General features: G+C 68.4%; 17 protein-coding genes. 16 read left to right on the top strand and 1 reads right to left on the bottom strand.

Annotated elements, in window-relative coordinates; all coding sequences use genetic code 11:
• The first annotated feature begins 67 nt into the window (after positions 1-67).
• The 10 genes from J8J14_RS19555 (at position 68) to J8J14_RS19510 (ending at position 11,035) form a co-directional block, all read left to right on the top strand.
• Positions 68-784, top strand: coding sequence for a hypothetical protein (locus J8J14_RS19555; protein WP_209381235.1), 717 nt, complete (start codon positions 68-70; stop codon positions 782-784).
• Entirely contained in the window at positions 781-1,176 is a 396-nt protein-coding gene (locus J8J14_RS19550) for a phage holin family protein (RefSeq protein WP_209381234.1), read from the top strand. The genes J8J14_RS19555 and J8J14_RS19550 overlap by 4 nt, the downstream gene beginning before the upstream one ends.
• A complete protein-coding gene (locus J8J14_RS19545; protein WP_209381233.1) occupies positions 1,173-2,294 on the top strand; it encodes a DUF3618 domain-containing protein in 1,122 nt (373 codons plus the stop codon). The genes J8J14_RS19550 and J8J14_RS19545 overlap by 4 nt, the downstream gene beginning before the upstream one ends.
• A gap of 155 nt (positions 2,295-2,449) precedes the next feature.
• Positions 2,450-3,697 (top strand): CaiB/BaiF CoA transferase family protein, encoded by a 1,248-nt coding sequence (locus tag J8J14_RS19540; RefSeq protein ID WP_209381232.1) that lies wholly within the window; start codon positions 2,450-2,452, stop codon positions 3,695-3,697.
• A complete protein-coding gene (locus tag J8J14_RS19535; protein ID WP_209381231.1) occupies positions 3,694-4,563 on the top strand; it encodes an HpcH/HpaI aldolase/citrate lyase family protein in 870 nt (289 codons plus the stop codon). Before J8J14_RS19540 ends, J8J14_RS19535 begins: the two co-directional genes overlap by 4 nt.
• Before the next feature lie 50 nt (positions 4,564-4,613).
• Positions 4,614-5,591 carry a Bug family tripartite tricarboxylate transporter substrate binding protein gene (locus tag J8J14_RS19530; protein ID WP_209381230.1) on the top strand — a complete coding sequence of 326 codons (978 nt, stop codon included), beginning with the start codon at positions 4,614-4,616 and terminating at the stop codon, positions 5,589-5,591.
• Positions 5,592-5,824: 233 nt separating this feature from the next.
• Positions 5,825-6,559 carry a PEP-CTERM sorting domain-containing protein gene (locus J8J14_RS19525; protein ID WP_245215984.1) on the top strand — a complete coding sequence of 245 codons (735 nt, stop codon included), beginning with the start codon at positions 5,825-5,827 and terminating at the stop codon, positions 6,557-6,559.
• Between the two features lie 600 nt (positions 6,560-7,159).
• Positions 7,160-7,486, top strand: a complete 327-nt coding sequence (locus tag J8J14_RS19520) for a hypothetical protein (RefSeq protein ID WP_209381229.1) — start codon at positions 7,160-7,162, stop codon at positions 7,484-7,486.
• A 104-nt stretch (positions 7,487-7,590) separates the two neighbouring features.
• The gene (locus J8J14_RS19515) at positions 7,591-8,703 is read left to right on the top strand and encodes a glycosyltransferase (protein WP_209381228.1); all 1,113 of its coding nucleotides are present in this window, start codon (positions 7,591-7,593) and stop codon (positions 8,701-8,703) included.
• 823 nt (positions 8,704-9,526) lie between these two features.
• A complete protein-coding gene (locus J8J14_RS19510; protein WP_209381227.1) occupies positions 9,527-11,035 on the top strand; it encodes a hypothetical protein in 1,509 nt (502 codons plus the stop codon).
• Positions 11,036-11,094: 59 nt separating this feature from the next.
• Here the strand turns inward: J8J14_RS19510 and J8J14_RS19505 are convergent, their stop codons facing one another.
• Entirely contained in the window at positions 11,095-11,781 is a 687-nt protein-coding gene (locus J8J14_RS19505; protein ID WP_209381226.1) for a FadR/GntR family transcriptional regulator, read from the bottom strand.
• Positions 11,782-11,871: 90 nt separating this feature from the next.
• On the opposite strand from J8J14_RS19505, the gene J8J14_RS19500 reads away from it, so the two are divergent.
• From J8J14_RS19500 to J8J14_RS19475, 6 genes are all read left to right on the top strand, one after another.
• Complete coding sequence (locus J8J14_RS19500; protein WP_209381225.1) at positions 11,872-12,786, top strand: fumarylacetoacetate hydrolase family protein; 915 nt, start codon at positions 11,872-11,874, stop codon at positions 12,784-12,786.
• 121 nt (positions 12,787-12,907) lie between these two features.
• Positions 12,908-13,888 (top strand): tripartite tricarboxylate transporter substrate binding protein, encoded by a 981-nt coding sequence (locus J8J14_RS19495; RefSeq protein WP_342452492.1) that lies wholly within the window; start codon positions 12,908-12,910, stop codon positions 13,886-13,888.
• A 22-nt stretch (positions 13,889-13,910) separates the two neighbouring features.
• A complete protein-coding gene (locus J8J14_RS19490; RefSeq protein ID WP_245215983.1) occupies positions 13,911-14,897 on the top strand; it encodes a Bug family tripartite tricarboxylate transporter substrate binding protein in 987 nt (328 codons plus the stop codon).
• Entirely contained in the window at positions 14,898-15,374 is a 477-nt protein-coding gene (locus tag J8J14_RS19485) for a (2Fe-2S)-binding protein (protein ID WP_342452491.1), read from the top strand.
• On the top strand, positions 15,371-17,515 hold the full coding sequence (locus J8J14_RS19480; RefSeq protein WP_209381223.1) for a molybdopterin cofactor-binding domain-containing protein: 2,145 nt from the start codon (positions 15,371-15,373) through the stop codon (positions 17,513-17,515). Before J8J14_RS19485 ends, J8J14_RS19480 begins: the two co-directional genes overlap by 4 nt.
• Positions 17,516-17,520: 5 nt before the next feature.
• A complete protein-coding gene (locus J8J14_RS19475; RefSeq protein WP_209381222.1) occupies positions 17,521-18,513 on the top strand; it encodes a substrate-binding domain-containing protein in 993 nt (330 codons plus the stop codon).
• Positions 18,514-18,556: the final 43 nt, after the last annotated feature.

Below are 18,556 nucleotides of genomic sequence, written 5' to 3'. Positions count from 1 at the left end.
TTTCAACCGGCCTCCCACCGGTTCGTCATCCAGTAGCCAGTCTTCCAGCAGCGCGCCCCTCGACCCCATGCGGGAGGACGCGAAGCAGGCTGCCGGCCAGGTTCAGTCCAAGGCCGAGGAGGTAGCGAGCCAGGCCAAGGAAACGCTTTCGAGCGCGAAGGAGGAAGCGGGCGCACGCGCCGAGGAGCTTCTGCACGCCGGGCGCGAGCGGGCCGAGGGCCTGGCCGAGGAAGGCAAGGCCGCCGCCGCCGAGCGCGCCTCCGGTTTCGCCAGCGCCATCCGGAACGCGGCCGACGACCTGGAAGACACCTCTCCTGAGATCGCGCGCCATGTCCGCACGGCGGCCGAATCCGTGGAGGGCATCTCCGCGGCACTGCGTGATCGCAGCGCTGGCGAGCTCATGCAGGACGTGACGGACTTCGCACGTCGCCAGCCCGCCGCCTTCTTCGGCGTGGCAGCCCTGGCCGGCTTCGCACTGGTGCGCTTCGCCAGGAGCTCGGCCGAGAACCCGTCCATGGCCGAAGGCGGCAGAAGCCACGCGGCGCCTGCTCCGGGCTGGGACAACTCGAACACCATGGTGCCGAGGCCCATGACCAGCGGTGCCGCCAGCCTCGGCGGCTCGGTGGCCCATCGCCAGGGCGACGCCGCGCCGGGAACCATGCCCACCATGCCCGGCGCCGCCGCTTCCGCGCAACGGAGCCCGGCGGCCTCGGCCAGCTTCCCTTCCGGAAGCGGCTCCGGCTCCTCCCCCATGCCGAATGAACGGTCGGATACGCCGCTATGAGCCATCAGAATGACCGCTCCATCCCGGATCTGCTCGGCGATCTCGTCGACCAGACCTCGACGCTGGTCCGCAAGGAGGTCCAGCTTGCCCGTGCCGAGCTAGGCGAGAAGGCTTCGCTCGCCGGTGCGGCCGCCGCCTCCATCGCGGTGGGCGCCTTCCTGCTGCTCGCGGCGCTGATCGTGCTGCTGCAGGCCGCCGTCGCGGCGCTCATCGAGTATGTCGGGCTATCCGCCACCGTCTCGGCGCTGATCGTCGCCGTCCTGGTCGCGGTCATCGGCTACATCGTGCTGCGCGGCGGGCTGAACCGCCTCAAGGCCTCGAATCTCACCCCGGACCGGACCGTCACGCAGCTTTCGCGTGACGCCGGCGTGGTCAAGGAGCAGGTGCGATGAGTGGGACGACCACGGATCCTGGCGATAAGTCCTCGCGGCAGATCGAGACCGAGGTCGAGCGCACCCGCGCCGATGTTTCCGGCACGCTCGACGCGCTGCGGGACCGGCTTTCGCCGAGCCAGATGATGGACCAGGCCATCGACCAGATCGCGGACTATGCCCGCGGCTCGGGCGGGGCTGATTTCGCGCGGAACCTCGGTACCGCCGTTCGCGACAACCCGCTGCCTGTGATGCTGATCGGTGCCGGCATCGCCTGGATGCTCCTCTCGAAGAATGAGCCGCGCAGCCGGGATCCCTACGCGCATCGCGATACGGGCCAGCGCCTGCTTCCCCCGCCGGAGACGGACGCCTTCGTGGGCAGCATGCCGATCGGTTCCTCGAGAGGCAGTTCCTCGACGCGGGATCGCCTCTCGGGCGCCGCGAGCGCGGTGCAGGACGGCGCCGGGCGTGCCGCCGACACGGTGAGCGACGCCGCGTCTCGCATCGGCTCGGCGGTGAGCGATGCCGCCTCGGCCGTCGGCGCGGCCGCCTCGCGGGTTGCCGAAATGGGATCGGACCTCGTCGGGAGCGCATCCGACGCCGCGGGCCGTGCCGCGCGTGGGGTTGGCTCGGCGGGCTACCATGCGGCCGGTGCGGCGGGTGACGGGTACGACGCGGTCCGCCGGCGTGCCTCGGGGGCGGTCGGGGGCGTGAACCGGGGCGTCGGCGAACTCACCGAAGCCCATCCGCTGCTTCTCGGTGCACTGGGCATGGCGCTTGGCGCGACGATCGGCGCGGTCCTGCCCCGCACCCGGACCGAAGACCGCCTCATGGGCGAGGTGCGCGACGAGCTCGCGGATCGCGCCGCCGATGCGGCCCAGGAAAGCTATGACAGCGTCCGGACGGCTGCCACGGAGGGCCTGAACCAGGTTCAGGACCAGCTTGCCAGCAGCTATGCCGAAACGAAGGAAGGCCTGGACAAGGGTGGCCTTGGCTCGGCCGGCGATGTCCTCAGCAAGGCTGCCGGTGATGTGACCCGGGCAGCGGGAGACGCGCTGCGGAACGTCGCGGACGAAGCCAAGCGCAACGTCGACGAGGCCGGCGGCACGTCCAGCCCCAAGCCGACCGGGTCAGTCTAAACGGATGAAGGGGGCGGGGATCCGCCCCCTTCGTTCATACGGCTTTCCCACTTCTCCCATCCTGTACCGACGCCGCATCCGCTCCACGACCGTTCCGCTTCGAGACTTCCGGTCCGACCTTGCTCCTGGCAACGTCCCCGGGACGGGAGGACTTGATGGCGCAAGGAGAACATGGGGGGCCGCCGCCATTGATGGCCGGGGTGCGGGTGCTGGACCTGTCCCGGCTCGTGGCGGGCAACATCCTGACCGCCTCGCTGGCCGATCTCGGCGCCGAGGTGATCAAGGTCGAAACCCCGCGCGGCGGCGATGAACTGAGGGCGTGGCGCACCGCTGGCGTATCGACGCACTGGAAAGCCTACTCCCGCGGCAAGAAGAGCCTTGCCGTCGATCTCCGCTCGGAAGCCGGCAAGGCGCTCCTGCTGCGGCTCGCGGCACGTTCGGAAGCCCTGGTCGAGAATTTCCGCCCGGGCACGCTCGAGAAAATGGGGATAGGCCCGGAGCAGCTCCATGCGGTCAACCCGCGCCTCATCATCGCCCGGATCTCGGGATGGGGGCAGTCCGGCCCCTGGCGCCACAGGCCGGGCTTCGGCTCGCTTGTCGAAGGGCTGTCCGGCTTTGCCGCGATGAACGGCTTCGGCGACCGGGAGCCGGTCCTGCCGCCTTTCCCGCTGGCGGATAGTGTCACCGGACTTTACGGAGCGCTGGGGATCGCCGCGGCCCTCCGACAGGCGGAGCGGACCGGTACTGGCCGCGTCCTCGACCTCTCCCTGTTCGACAGCGTCTTCTCGGTTCTCGGGCCGCTTGCGCTCGATCACCAGGTCACGGGCCGTGCGCCGCTGCGGCAGGGAAGCCGGGCGCCGAGCCATGCCCCACGCAACGTCTATCGCACCTCGGACGACCGCTGGATCGCCTTGTCGGCCGGGATGCAGGGCGCCGTCGAGCGTCTTTTCGCCGCGATCGGCCAGCCGCAACTGATCGAGGATCCGCGCTTCTCCACGCCTGAAGCGCGGCAGTCCCATGTGGACGCACTTGATGCCCTGATCGGCGAGGTGATCGCGACCCGCACGCTGGACGCCAATCTTGCCCTTTTCGAAGCAGCCGATGTGACCGCGGGTGCGGTGCTCGACGCCACGGAGCTGCACGAGCATCCCTATATCCGGGAGCGCGGGGCGCTTGTCGCGCTGCCGGACGAGGAGCTCGGCTCCGCGCTCGTCCATGCGCCGCCGATCCGCTTCGAGGATGGGAAACCGTCCGCCATCGCGGCCCCGGCCCCGGCATTGGGCGAGCACAGCGCGGAGATCCTGCGCGCCGCCCTGGAGATGCCGGAAGCTGAGATCGAGCAGCTGCTGGCCACCGGCGTCATCGCTATCCCCCCATCTTCCAGGAATGAACAATCCGGATGAACCCGAACCCGCCGCCGCGCTGGCGCTCTCTTCTCTTCGTGCCGGCGCATGTCACCCGCTTCATCGCCAAGGCCAACCAGCGCGGGGCGGATGGGGTGATCCTCGATCTTGAGGACGCCGTTCCGCCCGCCCAGAAGCCCGAGGCGCGCGGAATGCTGGCGGAGTCCATACCCCGCATCGCGGAGAACGGCACGGCCGCGATGGTGCGGGTGAACCACCACCTCCGCCATATCGGGGCGGACCTCGAGGCCGCCATCCGCCCAGGCCTCTCGGCGCTCGTCCTGCCCAAGGTGGAGGATGCGGGATTTGTCCGCGACATGGCGGACGCGGTCGCGGAACTGGAGACGGAGCGGGCCATCCCGCCCGGGACCGTGCGCTTCATCCTGCAGATTGAGAGCCCGGCTGCGCTGTTCTCGCTGCAGAGCATCGCGGGCGCGCATCCGCGCATTGCCGCGATGACGCTCGGGCCGGAGGATTACTCGGCGTCCATGGGGGGGCTGCCCGTGCCCGAGGCGCTCCTTGCGCCGAATTACGCCGTGCTCTGTGCCGCGCGGGCGGCGGGCATCCTGCCGATGGGGTTCGTCGGAAGCATCGGCGAATTCTCGGATCCCGAGGCCTTCGCGGAGGTGGCGCGCCAGGCGCGGCGCCTTGGTTTCCGTGGCGCGCTCGTCGTGCACCCCGCCCAGGTTGGGCCGCTCAACGCGGCATTCTCTCCCTCCGCGGCCGAGATCGACTGGGCGAGGCGGGTGACGGCCGGTGACCGTGACGCGCGGGCGAGGGGGCTCGGTGCCTTCCAGGTCGATGGCAAGATGATCGACGCGCCGGTGGTGAGGCGTGCGGAGGAGATCCTTTCCCTGGCAGGGTGACGCGCGGGATCATCCAGGACTTTGGCAACAAGAACGAGGAGGAAACATTCATGCACCACCACATCAACCGCCGCGGATGGCTGGGCGGGGCGCTCGTTTCGCTCCTGCCGCTCTCCTCCGCCCGCGCGCAGGGGGGCTGGCCCCAACGGGCGATCCGCATCGTCCTTCCCTATGCACCGGGCGGCAGCACCGACGCGTCCGCCAGGCTCGTCGCGGGGCCAATGACGCAGTCGCTTCAGCAGCCCGTGGTCGTCGAGAACCGTCCTGGAGCAACAGGCACGATCGGCGCGGCGGAGGTCGCGCGGGCTCCGAAGGATGGCTACACCCTTCTGGTTGACGCGGCGGCGCATGGCTCGAACCACGCGCTCTACACGAACCTGCCCTTCGACTACACGAAGGACTTCGCGCCGATCACCCAGCTCACCGTGTCGCCGCAGATCCTTGCCGTCCATCCTTCCCTTCCGGCGAGGAACCTTGAGGAGTTCATCGCCCTGGCGAAGCGGGCGCCGGGCACCCTGTCCTACGGGACGCCAGGCAACGGCTCGGCCGGGCACCTGGCCTGTGCATCCCTGGCCTGGAAGGCAGGGCTTGACGTGACGCAGGTTGCCTACCGGGGTGGTGGGCCGGCCGTGCAGGATCTGCTGGCCAATCAGATCAGCTTCACCTTCGCTTCAGTCTCGGCGGTTCTCGGCCTGGTGCAGGATGGCAAGCTCAGGGCACTGGCTGTGTCCAGCCAGAACCGCATCGCGCCGCTTCCGGCCATTCCGGCCGTCGCCGAGACCTATCCGGGGTTCGACATCAACGAATGGGCCGGCCTCTATGCGCCGGCGGGTACACCGGAGCTGATCCTGGAACGCGTCGGGGATGCTGCGCGGTCGGCGTTGAGGCAGCCGGAGGTGCAACAGCGGATTGAGCAACTCGGCGCGCTGACCGTTGGCAGCACGCGTGAGGAGTTCACACGCTGGCTCTCCGGGCACCGAGCCCGGATGAGCGAACTCGTCCAGGCCGCGTCCATCCGGCCCGACTGACGGTGAACCGGCAACGTGACTTGCCGGTCCGGATCATCGGCCCGCCTCCATGGACCGCGCCGGTTGGGCTCTGACGGAAATCTTTACACCGGGCACAAGGCCCGGAAGATGCTGTTGCGTAATCAACTGGTTACGAACTGGCATAGCGGTTGCTTATATGGTTTCGACCACATTGTGGGCTTGGGGACCCCCGAAGGGCGGAGGTCAGAGCGCCAGATGAGGGAGGCTAAACGATGAAGCTTAAGACAGCTGCAGCGGCCCTCGGGCTGGGTCTCGGAATGGCGGTTTCGGCCGGCACCGCTGATGCGGCGCTGGTGATCAGCTACCAGATCGGCGGGGGCGCCGTGTCCAGCTGCGCCGACGGCGCCGCCTGCGACTTCAACACCATCGAGGGCGCCGTCAGCACCTTCGTGACGGGTGCGGGCTACAACTTCTTCATCGAGACGGCCCAGAGCTACCCTGCCGTCGGCAGCCAAGCCCTTCCCGTGCTGCGCATGGCCGTGGAGGGCAACACCGCGCCGGGCACCGGGGACGCCCCGACCCTGAGGCTCATGGCGACGCAGACCGGCTTCACCACTCTGGGCACCACGCCTTTCGACCTGGCCTCCACCGTCAACTTCCCCTCGGAACTCGACAACGGCGCCCTGCAGGCGACGGCGACCTACAGCTACTACCTCGACAACAGCAACACGGAATTCGGCACCGGCACGCAGATCGGTTCGGAGACCTTCACCTACAACGGCATCCTGACCTCGGCGCAGTCCACCAACCAGCTCGTCTCCGCGAACCCGGATGGCAGCTTCTCGCTGACCTCCATGCTCGTCCTCTCGGGCATCGACCGCGGGACGGGCTTCAACGCCAACTCCGTGGTGAGCGCCGTGCCCGAGCCCGCCAGCCTGGCCCTGCTCGGGATGGGGCTGCTCGGCCTTGGCCTGACCCGCCGCGCCGGCCGGCGTAAGGCAGCCTGACGCATCGCGTCAGCTGCTGTAAGAAAACCTGACAGGAACGCGCCAGCACGGCGCGTTCCACCAGGGCTTCTTCTCGCCTGCACTCGCGTCCCAGGGGTAGCAGCTAAGGGCGCATCAGATACGCGATACCTCTTCCGCTTGTGTCGCCCGGCCATGGCGCCTGCCGAGCAAGGCATCCGTTCGTGGGTTCCCGCCTCCAGCCTCCCCGCCATCACCCCTCGGCCCCACTTGCGCCGATGTGATCACGCCGGAGCGCGTTCCGCCATTTTCGACCGGACCATGTCGGTGAGCCCCCACCCCAAGGTATCGCGTTGCCGGCGATCAGCGCCGCATTCCCGCCCTCGGCCGCATCCCATGGGCGCCCCCTGATCGGCTCAGCTGTCGCTGCACAGTACGCGGCAGCCTCATACAACCTGACAGTGAACGACTGGTTCGCCGGGCGACCGCTTTGTGCCCGGACCTGCACGGTACCCGGCACTCTCCTGCACGGCTGAGTCGAGGCTTGCAGATCTCCCGGCGGCGTGGCTCATACCGGACCCTCTCATCTGCCTGCTTCGGGGCGCAGACTCTTCCGCGGAAACGCGCCAAGGATGGACGTCCATGTTGCTGAATATCCTGCAAAGGCTTGGCTTCACTGGTACGAGGGCGAGCCAATCAGCCCATGATGAACGTTATGGTCATCTGCTCGCCATTCTGCAGTCCACCAGTGAGCGGATTGACCAGCTTCACCGTGATACCTACGCGCTGCATGAAAAGGCGGACCTTCTCGCGCGCGATCTTTCGGCGATGCACGAAAAGATGGATGCATTCGGTGATGCCCTCCCGCGTATGTTCTCCGCCGAAGTCACTGCCAAGATAGAGAACGAGGTGGATCGCCTGGACAGCTATCTGGTTTACCATCTGGGCCAGAGGAATGGTGGCGCTTAGACGCTTCACCTTGGAAGGTCGCGGCTCGCAAACTGCGCATTGGTTCTGTGTTGGGGCGTGGTATCTTGAAACAAAATAGGCGCAGCCACCAGGTTGCAGCGGACATGGATGACGACCCTCGCATCTCGCCGGTACAAAATCCGTCGCGCCCTCGCCGCATGCTCTGGGTCGTGAACCATAAGGCGTTGATTGCGGCGGAACTGCCAATCTTGCGAAGCCTTGGATACGAGATATTTGTCCCGAAAATCATTCCGGGCCCTGGGCCGTTTCGTAGTGGTGCCGTGACCTGGGACTATGACGCGACGTTAACCATTCCCATTGATGCCCTGGATATCCTGAATGGCCACGAGTTTTACGAGAGAAACTGGACGCCGACACTGAGGCGGATCATCAACAGTCACTTCGATGTGGCTGTTGTCTCTCTTTCCGCTTTCGCGGCTCCATTCGAATCGGCGATCAAGCATTTTGCAGGTAAGGTGCTGGCTCGTACGTTCGGGCTCGAACATCCCCGTACCTACAGCGATATCCTTGATTACGTGGGTAAGAGTCGCATTCTGGACGATATCCCCAGGCTCGGGGAACGGTATGCTTTCGTGCAGGGCTACAGTAACCTGGCGGAAATAGAGCCGGCAGCTCTTGGCCGCAACGCTGTAACCGTGACATTGCCGTTGGCGCCTATGTGCTATGACTATGAAAATACATGGACCGGGAAGGGTGGCCACGCTGTCATGCTGTGCCCGAGCATCACCGACGGCTACTATCAAAGGATCTATAATGGGCTGAAGGAGAATTTCGGGGATCTTCCCCATCTAATCTTTGGTCGGCAGATCGCTCCGGTCGCGGATGCGGCAGTGCTGCCCTATATGTCAGACGAGGGATTGTTCAAGCTTTATGCAGAGGCTCCGGTCTTTATCTATCCTCACACCGAACCACGGCATATCCATTATTCCCCGATCGAAGCCATGGTGGTTGGCACGCCGGTGCTTTACCTGAAGGGTAGTCTCTCGGACACCCTTGCGAGCCATGCTCCACTTCCCGGCCGTTGCGACGATGTCAAGCAGATGCATGCCAAGGCGAAGCGGCTTCTTTCGGGAGACCATGGCTTGGCGACCGACATCCAGAACGGCCAGCATGTAATCATCGCCCAGTTCGCGGCAGAGTTGGCGCGCCGGCAATGGGCCAGCGTCTTGGGTGTGACGCCGAGCTGCGCGCGTTAGGGATATTGGAGAACTGAGCTCCAGATCCCGGGTAAGGAAATCAAGATCCGGAAATTTGGGTTCAGGCTGAATTCGCTCGCTGCCGGATCGGGAATGCACCACCGGAGGATGGCGCGAAACGCAGTTCTGAAAAACCGCGGCTGCTCCGTTCCCGGTGGGCCATCTCCGCCAGCCCCGCGCGAAATGCAGGTCAGCATGTTCTGCGGGCCCCCTTAGCAATGAGGGGTCGATCGACCGGGCGCTTGCCGATCGGAAACGCGCAGCGCTCCCCTGTGCGAAAGCAGCCCTGAAGGACGCCGGACTGCTCTCGTTGATCTGCCGCCCGCGCTGGTCACGTCTGTCCGCACGGCCCGGGAGCCTTGCAACACCACTGGGCAACTCCGCGTTCAAATCCGAGGCGGGCGGATGGGCGGTGCCGTGAGCTGATCGGTGAGGGCTCCCGCAGGGAGACCACGCTCTACCGGAGGGTTCGCGACGAGGCCTGACCGGTGATGGGAGTCACCGCCCGCGCTGGACAGGCCGAGGGAGCGTCTGGTCGCGGGGGAGCACCGGCTGGGATCGCTCCTCCCGTCCTGACGGTCGCAGATGGGATTTTCGCGTGAATGAAGTTCGAGACCTTGCCGGAGTAGGGGCGCCGTTCCGCGTCAACGTACCGCCGGCACGGGCCTTCCCCCATCCTGGATGGCAGGCCGCGCGGTCGAGGGCTCTCGATGCACTCCGGCAGGGCAGATCGGTCCTGCTGCTCGGTCTTCCCGGAACAGGCAAAACGCTCCTGCTGCACGATCTGGCAGGGGCACTCCGGGAAGAGGGTTTCGCCGTGCACATGGTGGAGCGCGGCGACGCGCTGGACCATCAGCCCGAACCCGCTATTCTGCTGGTGGACGAGGCCGGCTATATCGCTGCCAGCGCACTGGAAAGGCTCCAGCGCCGCGACCGGCCGTTCGCCCTGGCCGCCTTGCCTGGCTTTGCAGAGCGCCTGCAGCCCACGGGCGGCGCCTTCGTGCAGGTGGTCCTCGAACCCCTGGGGCCGGAGGACGTGGCTCGCTACGTTGCTGCCACCCTCGCGGCCGCGGGCCAGCCCGTCGCCCTGCTTGAGCCCGAAGCCATCCTGGCCCTGACGCAGTACTCCCAAGGGCTCCTTCGCGTGGTGAACAGCCTCGCGGGATTTGCGATGTTCCTGGCGCAGATGGAGGGGGCCGCCCGCGTTGGCCAGCGGCATGTGGACGAGGCGAACGCCCTGGTTCACGGCATGGCCGAGGAAGACGCGTTCGCGGCCGAAATCCCGGACCGGACGGAGGGCCCAGAGGAGCCTGCCGCCGCGCCTGCACCACCTGATGCGCCGTCCTACTCGGATGGCCAACCAGTTGTCGGGATGGCCGAGCCGCCCTCTTCGGCGTCCGAGATGCCGGAAGTTCGATCCGGGACTTATCCCGGGGAGGAGCCGTCCGGACCGGCAGAGGTCCCCGATGTATCGGAGATCGAGGCGCGCCCTCCCCAATTGCTAAAGGCCGCGCTGCGGCCTCCCACGCCGCGCGCCGATGCCGATGTCCGTGCTGCCCCATCCTTCTGGCGCATGACGGCTGAGCGGCCTGCCGCGCGGCGGGCCAAGTACCTGGGCGTTGTCGCCGCCGGGCTTGCGCTTGTCCTCCTGCTTGGCTTGTCCCTGGTCGATGTGTCGCCGAGCGCACCGTCGGACCCCGACGGCGCGACCCCTGCGCGGCCAGCTGCTATACCACTGGCCCCAGCGGCCGGTGTGCCGGCGCAGTCCCCCCCATCCGAGGAATCCTCCCCGGAGAGAGGCGAGACTGCACCTGCGGCCCCGGCAGGCATTGCGCCATCCGGATCCGAGGCCAGGCCGCCCAGGCGGGACCGGCCCGCGGATGAGCGCGCCGCGCCCGCCGATCTTCCTGGCCCGCCGCCCCCGGCCCCGTCCGCCCCGCCACCCCAGGCGAGTGTTGGAAGAGTTGCCGCCTTCCGTGGCACGGTGTTCAACGAGACACTCCGTCGCGGCGGAAGGCTCACGCTCGTGGTAAGGGGAGGGGATCAGCCAGGCCCCGTCTCCATTCGCTTCGATGCCTCCAATGGTCTGATCGGTTCCGGCGAACTCCGCGGCAACCTGACGAGCGACGGCCGGATCACGGCATCCGGCACCCTGATGATGGGGCGAAATCCCCATGAATGTGAGCTCACCGGCCGCATCAGCGGGGACAGCCTGACCGGTTCCGCGATCTTCAGTCGCAGCACCCCGGGCACAGCGACGCAGAGCACCTTCCGCCTCACTCGAAGCTCCTCGCCTGAGCGCCGCCGGGCAGCCCCGGCGGAGTGGCGCTGAGGCCACCCGCCACCGCCTTGCCTCGGGGAACTCCGGCCGAGCTGCTTTCCGCCCGCTGCCTAGTCCCCGAACATGTAGTCCTGCACAAACAGAATGTGCTCGCGCATCACACGCCGCGCTTCGGCACGGTCCCGCTGGCGCACGGCCGCGACCATTGCATGGTGCTGCGCCTGCAAGGTGGAGCGGTGCTCCGCCGTGTTCCCGCGCGCCTTCAACTGGCCCCAGTCGGTCCGTTCCCGAACACGGGCGAGGGAGCGCGACATCGCGATGACGGCGCCATTGTGGGTGCCCAGCGCGAAAGCGTCGTGCAGGGCCGCATCCCAATGCTCGAAGGCGGCCAGGTCCGCGGCCGCATCCGTTCCGCGCAGGCATTCGTCCATGCGGGCGATATCGGCCTGCGTCGCGCGCGCGACGGCGAGCGAGATCATCTCCGGTTCAAGAAGAAGGCGGCACTCCACCACATCCGACGGGCTGAGCGCTTCCTCCGCAGCAGGCGCGGCGGTCGGCGGTGCACTGCGGAAGGTGCCGCGGCCGACATGGCGGTGCAGGAGGCCTTGTGCTTCCAGCGCGTCGAGCGCGCGGCGCACCGTGTTGCGCGCCACGCCATAGCGCTGGCCCAGCTCGCGTTCCGTCGGCAGCTTCTCCCCTACGGCCCAGCGCCCGGCCCGCATCTCGCCTGCGAGGGCAGCCTGCAGGGCCGCGGCGCCCAGGCGCCTGTCTGTCGTTTCAGCCAGAGAAGGGGGCATCGTCTCAACGCTTGACGGGATCAACCAATCAATGAACCATACCCGCGAATTGGTTCAGTTCAAGCCCCGATTGGTATAGGTTGCCTCCCGATGAAGCTTGCGATGGTGAAAAGCGGCGCTGGTTCCCGCCTGGTGCGAGTGGACGATTCCGGCCGGCGGTTCTGGCCGATCGAGAGCCTGGCACCGGGCCTGCCGCGCGACATGGCCGGGCTGATCGCAGCCCTGTCCTCGGGTGCCACGCTGCCCCAGCCGGAAGGCACGGGGGAGGCGCTGGACGAGTCCATGCTGCTCGCGCCCCTTCTCAATCCGCCGCGCAACATCTTCTGCGTGGGCAAGAACTACCACGCCCATGCCAGGGAATTCGCCGGCAGCGGCTATGACTCGTCTTCCACGAGCGCCGCCGATGCCATTCCCAAGGCGCCGATCATCTTCACCAAGCCCTTTACCTCCGTCTCCGGTCCCTGGGACGACATCCCTCTGGTGCCGGGGCTGGACGCCGAGGTGGACTACGAGGCGGAGCTGGCCGTGGTGATCGGGCGCGGCGGGCGGGCCATCCCGAAGGAACGTGCGATGGAGCATGTCTTCGGCTACACCGTGGTGAACGATGTCACGGCGCGCGACCTGCAGGGCAAGCACAAGCAGTGGCTCCTGGGGAAGGGCATCGATGGCTTCTGCCCCATGGGGCCCTGGATCGTCACCGCCGATGAGCTGGACGCGCAGGCCATGCGCGTGACCTGCACCGTGAACGGCGAGAAGCGGCAGGACGCGGTCACCGCGGATCTGATCTTCGACATCCCGACGCTGATCGAGACCATCTCCCTCAGCATGGCGCTGCTGCCCGGCGATGTGATCGCCACCGGCACGCCCGAAGGCGTCGGCATCGGCTTCAAGCCGCCGCGCTTCCTGCGGGATGGCGATGTTGTGGAATGCGCCATCGAGGGGATCGGCCGGATCCGGAACACGCTCCGCAAGGTGGATCTTGCCGCGCTGAACCGCGCGGGCTGACAGGCCGGGCCCGTCGGGCCGGCCAGGATGAGGAAACCGGAGCGAGGCGCGGCGCGAGACCGCTCCCGTTCCCATGGTTCAGGAAAGGCGGGCGGCGGGGCTGCCTGCGAGGAGGTTTGCCGTGCTGCATCGTCGTGAATTGATGGCGGCCCTCGCGGCCGCCGGCATGGTGCCGGCGGTAACCCGCGCCCAGGGCGCATTCCCGTCGCGGGCCGTGCAGATGGTGGTCGCCTTCCCGCCGGGCGGGCAGGCGGATGTCACGGCCCGCCCGACCGCCGCGGCGCTGGAGCGGGTTTTCAACCAGCCCGTGCCCGTGGTGAACCGCCCCGGCGCGGGTGGGATCATCGGAAGCGCGAGCGTCGCCCGGGCGGCGCCTGACGGGTACACGGCCCTGATGGCCCTCTCCTCGCTGGGCGTGCTGCCCGAAAGCGAGCGGATCATGGGGCGCCCCCCCGCCTACACGGTGGACCAGCTTGCCCCCATCGCCCGCATCACGGCCGATCCCACCGTGCTGCTCGTGCCGGCCAGCTCGCCCTGGCGGTCGGTCGGGGACTTCGTGGCCGATGCGAAGAAGCGGCCCGGCGCGATCAGCTTCGGATCAGCCGGCAACTACTCCACCCTCCATGTGGCGATGGCGATGTTCACCGGCGCCGCGGAGATCGACCTGCTGCATGTTCCCTTCCAGGGCGGCGGGCCGGCGCTGACGGCGCTGCTCTCGGGCACGGTGAACTCGCTCTCCTCCGGCCCGGGCCCGGCGCTGGCGCATGTGAAGGAGGGCCGGCTGCGCGCCCTGGCAAGCTGGGGCCGCGAGCGGATCCCGGGCTTCGAGGATGTGCCGACCTTCATCGAGCTCGGCTACCCCGATGTGGAATTCTACATCTGGACCGGCGTGTTCCTCCCGGCGGCGACGCCGGAGCCGGTGCAGGGACGCTGGCGAGACGCGCTGCGGCAGATCTGCCAGCAGGACGAGGCGCTCAGGCGAGCCCTCGATGCGGCCGGAAGCCCCATCGCCTACCAGGATGGCGAGGCCTTCGACCGCTTCTTCCGCGACGATACGGCGCGACTGGTAAAAGCCGTCCAGCGGATCGGCAGGGTCGAGTAGCAGAGAAGGGAGGAGGCATCGCATGACTGGAAAGATGACCCGGCGCGGACTGGGCCTGCTGACGGCCGGCGCACTGGCTGCCCCGGCGGTCGGTACCGCCCAGGGGGCGGATAGCTGGCCGAACCGCCCGGTGCGGATCATCGTCCCCTTCGGCGCGGGCGGCTCGGCCGATATCGCCGCGCGGAACGTGGCGGAGACGCTGACGCAAAGCCTCGGCCAGCCCTTCGTGGTGGAGAACCGGCCCGGAGCGGGCGCCGTGATCGGCACCGATGTGGTCGTGAAGGCGGCGCCGGATGGCTACACCATCCTGATGATGTCCAACACGCATACGGCGAACGAGACGCTGCTGCCCAACCGCCCCTATGTGCTGATGCGGGATCTGGCGGGCGCGGCTGCGGTGAATGTGGCGCACCATGTGCTGGCGGTGCATCCCTCGCTCGGCGTGAACAGCGTGGCCGAGCTGATCGCCAAGGCGAAGGCCGAGCCCGGCCGGATCGACTATGCCTCCTCCGGCCCCGGCACGCCCTACCACATCGCGGGTGAGGTGTTCCGCGCCATGGCCGGGATCGAGATCCAGCACGTGCCCTTCCGCTCATCGGGCGAGGCGCGGACCGCTCTCATCTCCGGCACGGTGCCGATGATGTTCGATGCCATTCCCACCATGCAGCCGCATGTCGCGGGCGGCCGGGCGAAGGCGCTGGCCACGACGGGCCCGCAGCGCGATCCACTGCTGCCCGATCTCCCGACCGTCGCCGAAGCCGGCTTGCCGGGCTACGAGGCCTCGATCTGGCTGGGGCTCATGGTGCCCGCCCAGGTTCCGCAGCCCGTGGTGGAGAAGCTGAATGGCGCGGTGAATGCCTGGCTGGCACGGCCGCAGACGCGTGAGGCCATGGCAAAGCAGGGGGCGCAGCCCATGCCCATGTCGGCCTCCGAGTTCAACGCCTTCCTGCGCAAGGATGTACAGACGCAGGGTGACTATGTCCGCATGGCGAAGATCCAGGTGAACTAGGTGCCGGTTGCCTTCACCCTGAACGGAACCCCCGCCGTGGTGGAGGCGCCGGAGGGCATGACGCTGCTCCAGGCCCTGCGCGGCCCGCTCGGCCTCAGCGGGCCACGCTTCGGCTGTGGGCAGGAAGCCTGTGGCAGTTGCTATGTGACGCTGGATGGCGAGCCGCGCGCCTCCTGCACCCTTCCGGTGGAGGCGGCGGCCGGACGCGCGGTCGGCACGGTGGAAGGGCTGGGGCGGCCCGAGGCACCCCATCCGCTACAATCCGCCTTCCTGGCGGAGCAGGCGGGCCAATGCGGCTACTGCCTCTCCGGTATTCTCGTCAGCGCGGCCGCGCTGCTCGCGCGCAACCCCGCCCCGGACGAGGCCGCGGTGCGCGCCGCGCTGGAGCCGCATCTCTGCCGTTGCGGTGCCCATAACCGAATGATCCGGGCCGTGCTGCGCGCGGCCCGCGTGATGCGGGGGGAGATGGCGGCGTGAACCTCGCTTTCGGCTTCCCCATGGGCAAGCAGGGCAACGCACCCGACCTGCCCGGGAGCCTGCGGGCGGAGCCGCGCCTGGCGCGTTGGCTTCGTTTCTCGGCAGACGGGCAGGTCTTCGTCACACCGGGCAAGGTGGAGATCGGGCAGGGGATCCTCACGGCCCTGGCCCAGATCGCGGCCGATGAGCTGGACGTGCCGCTGGACCGCGTGCGGGTCCTTGCCGCCTCTACCCCCGGCAGCCCGAATGAAGGGGTGACCTCCGGCAGCCTGTCGATCCAGGAAAGCGGCATCGCCATCCGCCATGCCTGCGCGGAGGCGCGCGCGCTTCATCTCCGCCTCGCGGCGCGGCGGGCTGGCCTCGCCCCAGAGGATCTGCGGGTGGAGGATGGCGTGTTCCGGCGCGCGGATGGAAGCGAGGCCGGTTCCTACTGGGCACAGGCCTCCGAGGATCTGCTGGATGTGGAAGCGCGCGGCGACGTGCCGCCCAAGCCGGCGGCAAGGCGCGCCGTGGCGGGGCAGGCCATCGCGCGTGGGGACCTGCCAGGCAAGCTGTTCGGCCAGCCCCGCTTCATCCACGACATGCGCCTGCCCGGGATGCTGCATGCCCGGATTGTCCGCCCGCCCGCGCGCAAGGCCCGGTTGCGGGCGCTGCGCGAAGGCAGCCTGCCCGGCGATGCGACCGTCCTGAAGGACGGCAGCTTCCTGGCGGCCGTGGCCTCCGAGGAATGGGCGGCCGAGGCCGCGGCGGAGCGGCTGGCGGCGCGGGCGGAATGGGAGATGCTGGAGAGCCTGCCCGAGGAGGAACGGATCGCCGACTGGCTGGAGACCACCCCCGCCCAGCACAGCGAAGTGGAAAGGCGCGACGACCCTGCGCCCGCGCCCATGCACGAGGTGTCCGCGCGCTTCCTCCGCCCCTACCTCGCGCATGCTTCCATCGGCACCTCCTGTGCCATCGCCTGCTGGGGCGAGGGAGAGCTCACGGTCTGGACGCACAGCCAGGGCATCTACAACCTGCGCACCGACCTCGTGACGGTGCTCGGCCTGCCGCCGGAGCGGATCACCGTGCAGCATGTCGAGGGGGCGGGCTGCTACGGGCATAACGGAGCCGACGATGTGGCGCTGGATGCCGCGCTGATCGCCAGGGCCCATGTGGGAAGGCCCGTGCGGGTGCTCTGGACGCGTGCCCAGGAACTCGCCTGGTCGCCTCATTCACCCGCCGGGCTAGCGGAGATCGAGGCGGCGCTGGACGCCGATGGAATGCTCTGCCGCTGGCGGATGGTGCTGCGCGGGAATGGCCATTCCTCCCGTCCCGGCCGGGCGAAGGACCCGACGCTTCTCTCCGCCGCCTATCTCGATCCGGCCTTTCCCATCCCGGTGGCGATCGATGCGCCCATGGCGGGAGGAGGCGGCGGGCAGCGCAACGCCGTGCCGGGCTATCGCGTGCCCTCGCTCGACGTGTCCATGCACCGGCTGCTCGAAATGCCGCTTCGCAGTTCCGCCCTGCGCGGCTTGGGCGCGCTGCTGAATGTCTGGGCGACGGAATCCGTCATGGATGAGCTGGCGGCGCTGAGCGGCCAGGATCCCGTGGCCTTCCGCCTCCGTCATCTCGGGGATGATCCACGCGCGATGGCCGTGCTGCGCGAAGTGGCCTCGATGTGCGGCTGGCCGCGCCGTTCGGATCGGGAAGGGGTGGGCACGGGGATCGCCGTCGCGCGATACAAGTCCACGGGCGGCTGGTGTGCCGTTGCCGCCGAGGTGGAGGCGGCCGAGGTGGTGCGCTGCCGCAGGCTATGGATCGCGGCCGGTCTTGGCGAGGTCATCAATCCGGATGGGGCGGTGAACCAGCTGGAGGGCGGCGCCATCCAGGCCACCTCCTTCGCCCTCAAGGAAGCCGTTCATTTCGATCGCCTGAATGTCACGACGGATCACTGGGAGGCCTATCCCGTTTTGCGCTTCTCCGAGGTGCCCGCGGTGGAGACACGTCTGCTCGGCCCGCCTGATGCGCCACCGCTGGGCGCGGGGGAACCTTCCCTGGGCCCGACCATCGCCGCGATCGCCGGCGGCATCCATGCCGCGCTGGGCATCCGGCCCCGCAGCATGCCCTTCACGCCCGACAACCTCGCCGCCGCCATGGAATGACCTCCTTGCCCGAGACAATCCGCCTTTCCCTCGCCTGCACCAGCTCCGATCGCACGCGGCCCATCATCGATGGGCGGGTGGAAGCGCCAGGTGTCTCGCTCACGGTCCTTCCCGGGGAGCCGGAGGACATCTTCCGCCGCGCGCTGCGGGACCGGGCTTTCGACGTGACGGAGCTGTCCATGGGCAGCCATATCGTCACCACTGCCCGCGGGGATGCGCCTTACATCGGGATCCCTGTCTTCCCCTCGCGCGCCTTCCGCCATTCCGCCATCTATGTCCGCACGGATCGCGGGATCCGCGGCGCGGCCGATCTTGCCGGGAAGCGGATCGGCCTGCCGGAATACCAGCAGACCGCGGCGCTCTGGGTGCGTGGCATCCTGCGCGAGCATTACGGCGTGGACACGCGTGGCATCGCCTGGCGCACCGGCGGCATGGAGGAGGCCGGGCTCGGCGAGCGGGTTGCGCTGAAACTGCCGCCGGACCTTGATGTGCGGCCGATCGGCCCTGGCGAGACGCTGAATGCCCTGCTTGCCGCCGGAGAGATCGACGCGGTGGTGGGGCCGCGGCCGCCATCCTGCTTCGTGGCGCGCTCGGCGCCGGTTGACCGGCTGTATCCGGATTACCGGACCGAGGAGGAATCCTATTTCCGCGCGACCGGCTTCTTCCCGATCATGCATTGCGTCGCGCTCCGCAAAGAGTTGGCGGCGGAGCATCCGTGGCTGCCGCTGGAACTGTTCCGTAGCTTCGCCAAGGCCCGCGCGCTGGCCCTGTCGGAGCTTTCCCTCGTCAATGTGCTCCGTGTTTCGCTGCCCTGGATCGCGGCGGAGGCGGAAGCGCAATCCCGCATCATGGGCGGGGATCCCTGGCCCTATGGCTTCCGCCGGAACCGGGAGGAGGTGGCCGCGATGATCCGCTTCGCGGCCGCGGATGGCCTGACCTCCCGCAACCTGCAGCCGGAGGAGCTTTTCCACCCAAGCGTCCTGGACGCGGCGCCCTGATCTGCCGGGCGGCTCGTGCGGCCGTCCGGCAACTTCGTCCTAT

It is taken from the genome of Pararoseomonas baculiformis, assembly GCF_017813395.1.
GTDB lineage: Bacteria > Pseudomonadota > Alphaproteobacteria > Acetobacterales > Acetobacteraceae > Roseomonas > Roseomonas baculiformis.
This window is presented reverse-complemented; position numbering and strand designations above follow the sequence as displayed.

Excerpts from the sequence above, each read along its gene's own strand:
- J8J14_RS19530 (WP_209381230.1), top strand. The coding sequence starts at position 4,614 with ATGCACCACCACATCAACCGCCGCGGATGGCTGGGCGGGGCGCTCGTT.
- J8J14_RS19555 (WP_209381235.1), top strand. The coding sequence starts at position 68 with ATGCGGGAGGACGCGAAGCAGGCTGCCGGCCAGGTTCAGTCCAAGGCC.
- J8J14_RS19510 (WP_209381227.1), top strand. The coding sequence starts at position 9,527 with ATGGTGGAGCGCGGCGACGCGCTGGACCATCAGCCCGAACCCGCTATT.
- J8J14_RS19545 (WP_209381233.1), top strand. The coding sequence starts at position 1,173 with ATGAGTGGGACGACCACGGATCCTGGCGATAAGTCCTCGCGGCAGATC.
- J8J14_RS19525 (WP_245215984.1), top strand. The coding sequence starts at position 5,825 with ATGAAGCTTAAGACAGCTGCAGCGGCCCTCGGGCTGGGTCTCGGAATG.
- J8J14_RS19500 (WP_209381225.1), top strand. The coding sequence starts at position 11,872 with ATGAAGCTTGCGATGGTGAAAAGCGGCGCTGGTTCCCGCCTGGTGCGA.
- J8J14_RS19520 (WP_209381229.1), top strand. The coding sequence starts at position 7,160 with ATGTTGCTGAATATCCTGCAAAGGCTTGGCTTCACTGGTACGAGGGCG.
- J8J14_RS19540 (WP_209381232.1), top strand. The coding sequence starts at position 2,450 with ATGGCGCAAGGAGAACATGGGGGGCCGCCGCCATTGATGGCCGGGGTG.
- J8J14_RS19535 (WP_209381231.1), top strand. The coding sequence starts at position 3,694 with ATGAACCCGAACCCGCCGCCGCGCTGGCGCTCTCTTCTCTTCGTGCCG.
- J8J14_RS19505 (WP_209381226.1), bottom strand. The coding sequence starts at position 11,781 with ATGCCCCCTTCTCTGGCTGAAACGACAGACAGGCGCCTGGGCGCCGCG.
- J8J14_RS19490 (WP_245215983.1), top strand. The coding sequence starts at position 13,911 with ATGACTGGAAAGATGACCCGGCGCGGACTGGGCCTGCTGACGGCCGGC.
- J8J14_RS19550 (WP_209381234.1), top strand. The coding sequence starts at position 781 with ATGAGCCATCAGAATGACCGCTCCATCCCGGATCTGCTCGGCGATCTC.
- J8J14_RS19515 (WP_209381228.1), top strand. The coding sequence starts at position 7,591 with ATGGATGACGACCCTCGCATCTCGCCGGTACAAAATCCGTCGCGCCCT.